3 protein-coding genes and 1 pseudogene are annotated in these 5,975 nt (G+C 42.4%); all 4 read right to left on the bottom strand.

Annotation, left to right across the window (positions count from 1 at the left end):
- Positions 1–286 precede the first annotated feature (286 nt).
- Positions 287–2,257 (bottom strand): galactose-binding domain-containing protein, encoded by a 1,971-nt coding sequence (locus BBROOKSOX_RS08455; RefSeq protein ID WP_139660977.1) that lies wholly within the window; start codon positions 2,255–2,257, stop codon positions 287–289.
- Between the two features lie 220 nt (positions 2,258–2,477).
- Positions 2,478–4,910 carry a galactose-binding domain-containing protein gene (locus tag BBROOKSOX_RS08450; RefSeq protein WP_139660975.1) on the bottom strand — a complete coding sequence of 811 codons (2,433 nt, stop codon included), beginning with the start codon at positions 4,908–4,910 and terminating at the stop codon, positions 2,478–2,480.
- Positions 4,911–5,070: 160 nt separating this feature from the next.
- Positions 5,071–5,400 carry a hypothetical protein gene (locus BBROOKSOX_RS08445; protein WP_139699192.1) on the bottom strand — a complete coding sequence of 110 codons (330 nt, stop codon included), beginning with the start codon at positions 5,398–5,400 and terminating at the stop codon, positions 5,071–5,073.
- A pseudogene (locus BBROOKSOX_RS08440) lies at positions 5,360–5,975 on the bottom strand (hypothetical protein); the annotation flags it as partial. The gene BBROOKSOX_RS08445 and the pseudogene BBROOKSOX_RS08440, both read right to left, overlap by 41 nt.

Here is a 5,975-nt window from a genome sequence, read left to right as displayed (position 1 = left end):
CAAAAATTGGATTTTGCTAATCACCCCTATTTATGCAAAGGTCTCTCTTAAGTATTTTAATCAGTTAGAGACCTTTGCATAAATAGGAACAATCATCAAAAACCCACTTTTCACCCACTTGGCGATTTTTTAAACCCAGCCTTAGCCCTGCTAGGACAAGGTTTAAAGAAATCACCAATTGGGCAAAAATTGGATTTTGCTAATCACCCCTATTTATGCAAAGGTCTCTCTTAAGTATTTTAATCAGTTAATTTTAAAAAAACTTTAAGTTGATACTAGCCTATATTTAATCGGATGTAGGGATAAGCCCTCCATTATTCGGATCACCCCACACCGTGATTGAGCCATCGGCTTTAACGGCGACAAAGGCACCCCCAGTTGAATAAATCTTGGTATAGCCACCACCAGAGGGTGCACCTGCGCCTCCATAACTCGAATCACCCCACACCGTGATTGAGCCGTCAGCTTTAACGGCGGCAAAGGCGCCGTAAGTTGAATAAATTTTGGTATAACCACTACCAGAGGGTGCACTTGTGCCTCCATGACTCGAACTACCCCACGCCGTAATTGAGCCATCGGCTTTAAGGGCAGCAAAGGCATACCCAGTTGAATAAATCTTGGTATAGCCACTATCAGAGGGTGCATCTGGGCCTCTAGGATACGAACTACCCCACACCTTGATTGAGCCATCGGCTTTAAGGGCGGCAAAGGCATTCTTATTTGAATAAATCTTGGTATAGCCACTACCAGAGGGCGCGCTTTTGCCTCCAGCATACGAACTACCCCACGCCTTGATTGAGCCATCGGCTTTAAGGGCAGCAAAGGCACCCCAATTTGAATAAATCTTGGTATAGCCACTACCAGAGGGCGCACCAGTGCCTCCATAACTCGAATTACCCCACGCCTTGATTGAGCCATCGGCTTTAACGGCGACAAAGGCTTTCATAGTTGAATAAATTTTGGTATAGCCACTACCGGAGGGCGCACCTGTGCCTCCAGAATATGAACCACCCCACGCCGTAATTGAGCCATCGGCTTTAAGGGCAGCAAAGGCACCCCAATTTGAATAAATCTTGGTATAGCCTCTACCAGAGGGTGCACCTGTGCCTCCAGCATACGGACTACCCCACACCTTGATTGAACCATCGGCTTTAACGGCGGCAAAGGCTCTCATAGTTGAATAAATTTTGGTATAGCCACTACCGGAGGGTGCACCTGTGCCACCATAGTCTGAACGACCCCACGCCTTGATTGAGCCATCGACTTTAAGGGCGGCAAAGGCATTCTTATTTGAATAAATCTTGGTATAGCCACTACCAGAGGGCGCATCTGTACCTCCATGACCTGAACTACCCCACGCCTTGATTGAGCCATCGCCTTGAAGAATGGCAAAGGCACCCCAGTTAGGATAATTTGGCGCATCATGCCACCCACTAAAATTATTACTGGCCCTAGAATAACCTACCTCAGCAAAACGCAAAAGATCAGCGCCCATAACCTGAACTTCCGCTAAAGACAGATAATCCTTGTCAAGCAACTGAATTCTAACATAGCGACCTTGCTTGCCTGATGCGTCTAATTGAATGATTTTTTTGGGATTAGGCGCAACATGAAAGTCTTGTTGATAGGTGTGGGTACTGAAGTCTGCTTTATTAGAAATACTAACTTGATAATTACTTAGTCTATTTGCACAGCAATCAGTGCGGTTGTAGATAATGATTTGACTGATATTTTTCTTACTGCCTAGATCAACCTGCCACCAAGCGCCTTGTTCGTAGTTGGTATGGGTTATACTATTGTTATACCAGACACCCTTGGTGTTGCCATTAACTGCTTGCGATGCATGATAATTAGTCTTATTATAATTGCTAGATTGTGTGGCATGTTTTTCAAAGGCTAGATTAATAGTGCCAACACCAACAGTAATAACAACAGTTGCAGTGTCACGGCCACGACGACCAACTGCAGTCACAGTATAAGTGACTGAATCAGAGGCAACAATTGGCGCTCCAGAGATGGTTCCAGTTTTTGTATTAAAGGATAAGCCACTGGGAATAGCAGGAGAAATTAAGTAATAAGAAGCAGAACCACCTGTGTTAGTGATAGTAATAGGGGTAATAGTAGTTCCAGCAGTAGCGTTAACCTTATTAGCGCTGATTGTGATGAGTGGTCCTACCACAACACTAAAAACATTTAAAGAGACTGAAATGATAGCCACTGCAAGGATTTTAGTTAGTCTGTTTATCCTATTTTTCATGTTAAAAAATTAATGATTAAAAAATTCACTCTAACAGTTAAAAACAATTTTGTCAAGGCCCCTCTCAACTTTTGTACTTCTCCAGAAGCACTCAATGGAAAGTGCTATGACAGACTCGTTTTAAGAGCATCCCAACACTCTCAAACTGTTATGATTAACCACTAGTGCATCACAATCTAAACAACCAGTAATTGAAATACTTTTGCTACATTTTCTTTATTTAAAGATCAACGCCCATAACCTGAACTTCCGCTAAAGACAGATAATCCTTGTCAAGCAACTGGATTCTAACATAGCGACCTTGTTTGCCTAATACGCCTAATTGAATGATTTTTTTAGGATCAGGCACGACATGAAAGTCTTGTTGGTAAGTGTGGGTACTGAAGTCTGCTTTATTAGAAATGCTAACTTGATAATTACTTAGTCTATTTGCACAGCAATCAGTGCGGTTGTAGATAATGATTTGACTGATGTTTTTCTTGCTACCTAGATCAACCTGCCACCAAGCGCCTTGTTCATCGTTGGTATGGGTTGTACTACCATTTAAGAATTTACCATCAGTGTTACCATCCACTGCATAGCCAGCAGCAACAGGGATGGAGTATATATATGTGCTGGACTGTGTGGCAGGCTTTCCAAGCGCTAGATTGTAACCAGAGGCAGAGGCATATGCGCCTCCACAATCTAGGTCACCCCATGTCCTGATTGAGCCATCGGGCTTAACAGCACTAAAAGCATATGCATTTGAATAAATCTTGGTATAGCCTTTGTCAGTGGGTGCGTTTGTATGTTTATCCTCGTCACCCCACGAACTATCTAAATTACCCCATGACATAATTGAGCCATCGGCTTTAAAGGCAGCAAAAGCGCTATCGCTTGAATAAATCTTGATATAGCCTTTGTCGGTGGGTGCGTTTGTACCTCCACTCTTTATGTCACCCCATGTTGTGATTGAACCATCGGCTTTAAGGGTGGCAAAGGCATATGCATTTGAATAAATCTTGGTATAGCCATTATCAGAGGGCGCACCTGTACCTCCCCAATGCGAATGACCCCACGCCGTGATTGAGCCATCGGCTTTAAGGGCAGCAAAGGCATGCTGAGTGGAATAAATCTTGGTATAGCCACTACCAGAGGGCGCACCTGTGCCTTTAGAGCCCAAATCACCCCACGCCGTGATTGAGCCATCGGCTTTAAGGGCAGCAAAGGCACCATAAGTTGAATAAATACTGGTATAGCCACCACCAGAAGGCGCACCTGTGCCTCCATTATCCGAATCACCCCACGCCGTGATTGAGCCATCGGCTTTAAGGGCAGCAAAGGCATACTGAGTTGAATAAATCTTAGTGTAGCCACTATCAGAGGGCGCACCTGTGCCTCCCGATGATCCTCTATCTCCTATTCCACCCCATGCCGTGATTGAGCCATCGGCTTTAAGGGCGGCAAAGGCACGCGTATTTGAATAAATCTTGGTATAGCCACTATCAGAGGGTGCATCCCAAGTTCCCGCTCCACCCCACACCGCGATTGAGCCATCGGTCTTAAGGGCGGCAAAGGCGTCCTTAGTTGAATAAATCTTAGTGTAGCCGCCACCAGAAGGTGCACCTGTACCTCCGTAATTTGGGTTACTCCACGCCGTGATTGAGCCATCGGCTTTAAGGGCGGCAAAGGCCCGCGCATTTGAATAAATCTTAGTGTAGTCACTACCAGAGGGTGCATTTTTACCTCCCCAATCCGAATGACCCCACGCCGTGATTGAACCATCGGCTTTAAGGGCGGCAAAGGCCCGCCTATTAGCATAATTTGGTGCATTATTAACCCCATCAAAATCATTCTGAACACTAGAATAATCCACCTCGGCAAAATGCAAAGGATCAACACCCATAACCTGAACTTCTGCTAAAGACAGATAGTCACTGTCAAGCAACTGGATTCTAACATAACGACCTTGTTTGCCTGATGCGTCTAATTGAATGATTTTTTTAGGGTTAGGCGCGACATGAAAGTCTTGTTGATAGGTGTGGGTACTGAAGTCTGCTTTATCAGAAATACTAACTTGGTAGTTGCTTAGTCTATCTGCACAGCAGTCAGTACGGTTGTAGATAATGATTTGCTTGATGTTTTTTTGACCGCCCAGATCAACCTGCCACCAAGCACCTTGTTCATATTTGGTATGGGTTGTACTCTTATTTAAGAAATAGCCATCAGTGTTACCATCCACTGCATAGCCAGCAACAGGATTGATAGAGTGGTATAGATATGTGCTGGATTGTGTGGCATGTTTTCTAAGGGCTAGATTAGCAGTACCGACACCAACAGCAATAACAACAGTTACAGTGTCATTACTATGGAAACCATTTGCTGTTACAACATAAGTCACTGAATCAGAGGCAACAATTGGCGCTCCAGAGATGGTTCCAGTTTTTTTATTAAAAGATAGACCATTGCGAATAGCAGGAGAAATTGAGTAATAAGAAGCAGAGCCACCTGTATTAGTGATAGTAACAGGTGTAATAGCAGTTCCAGCAGTAGCACTGACATGATTAGTGCTGATTGTGATGAATGGAGTTAGCGCAATACTAAAAGCATTTAAAGAGATTGAAAAGATGGTAACTGCAAGGAGTTTAGTTAGTTTGTTTAGTGTGTTTTTCATTTTCAAAAATAATGATTAAAAAATTTACTATAACAGTTAAAAATAATTTTGTCAAAGTCTTTTATGAAATCTAAAAACTTGACAGATTTAAATATCTCAATATCTCAATATCTCAATATCTCAATATCTCAATATCTCAATATCTCAATATCTCAATATCTCAATATCTCAATATCTCAGACATTTGACCTTTTGTATCGCTTAAAACAAACAACAAAAAGAAACACACTAAAAAAATTGATATATACCATAAAAACTTTATACGATGATAATTACCTTTTTTTGTAAACAGATCTGGTAAAAATATTGAGAAAGGTGCCAACAAATTCGCTTTTAGTTTTTTTTCTAATTTAACTTCTAGGAACATAAAGCACCCATGCCAAGAAAACAAGATTGCTGAAAACGATGCTGTTGCAATTAAAATAAAAAACAATGTTTTATAAATCATATTAATTTCCACAACTCCAACTTCTGATAGAGCAATTTCCATTCATAGTTCCAGCAGAGCTTGCATTATAACCAAAACCACGGCTATAACCAAAGCCATCAACATTACCGTTATTGCCAGTAGTCATTGACACACCATGAACGCCAGAATGAATATTCATTTCTCCACCTGTGCCTTTGATATCAGAAACAGATCCAGTCTGCCAAGAAAAATCACCAGATACCTTACCAAAACCGATACCTTCTCCTCCTAATGCAGTTTTTCCATACATACCAAAATCTAATTTACCGCCACTAAATCCTGGATATGATAAAGCAAAACCAGCACCAAAACCTTGTACAGACACATCTAACCCTAATACTTTTTGTATCCAAACAGGCGCCTTAAATGAAATACCTAATGTTAAAGTATCATTAAACATCCGACTAAACGCCGCACTCATCCCGCCATTAGCAAACTTACCGCCACCCAACTCAGCAGCAACCCCGCCAACCACATAAGAAGCGATAACATTTTGTGCTCTTTGTGCCCATGTGTTGGCTTGGCTACTAACGCCTGCCGCCTCATATGCACCTGACCAGCTGGCGCCATAACTTACAGCGGAGCCTAAAAATCCG

The sequence above is a fragment of the bacterium endosymbiont of Bathymodiolus sp. 5 South genome, assembly GCF_900128535.1.
Taxonomy (GTDB): Bacteria; Pseudomonadota; Gammaproteobacteria; order PS1; family Pseudothioglobaceae; genus Thiodubiliella.
The sequence above is the reverse complement of the archived record's forward strand: the minus strand, read 5'-3'. Positions and strand labels throughout refer to the sequence as shown.

Bases quoted from the DNA above. Each gene is read 5' to 3' on its own strand.
- BBROOKSOX_RS08455 (WP_139660977.1), bottom strand. From the start codon at position 2,257: ATGAAAAATAGGATAAACAGACTAACTAAAATCCTTGCAGTGGCTATC.
- BBROOKSOX_RS08450 (WP_139660975.1), bottom strand. From the start codon at position 4,910: ATGAAAAACACACTAAACAAACTAACTAAACTCCTTGCAGTTACCATC.
- BBROOKSOX_RS08445 (WP_139699192.1), bottom strand. From the start codon at position 5,400: ATGGAAATTGCTCTATCAGAAGTTGGAGTTGTGGAAATTAATATGATT.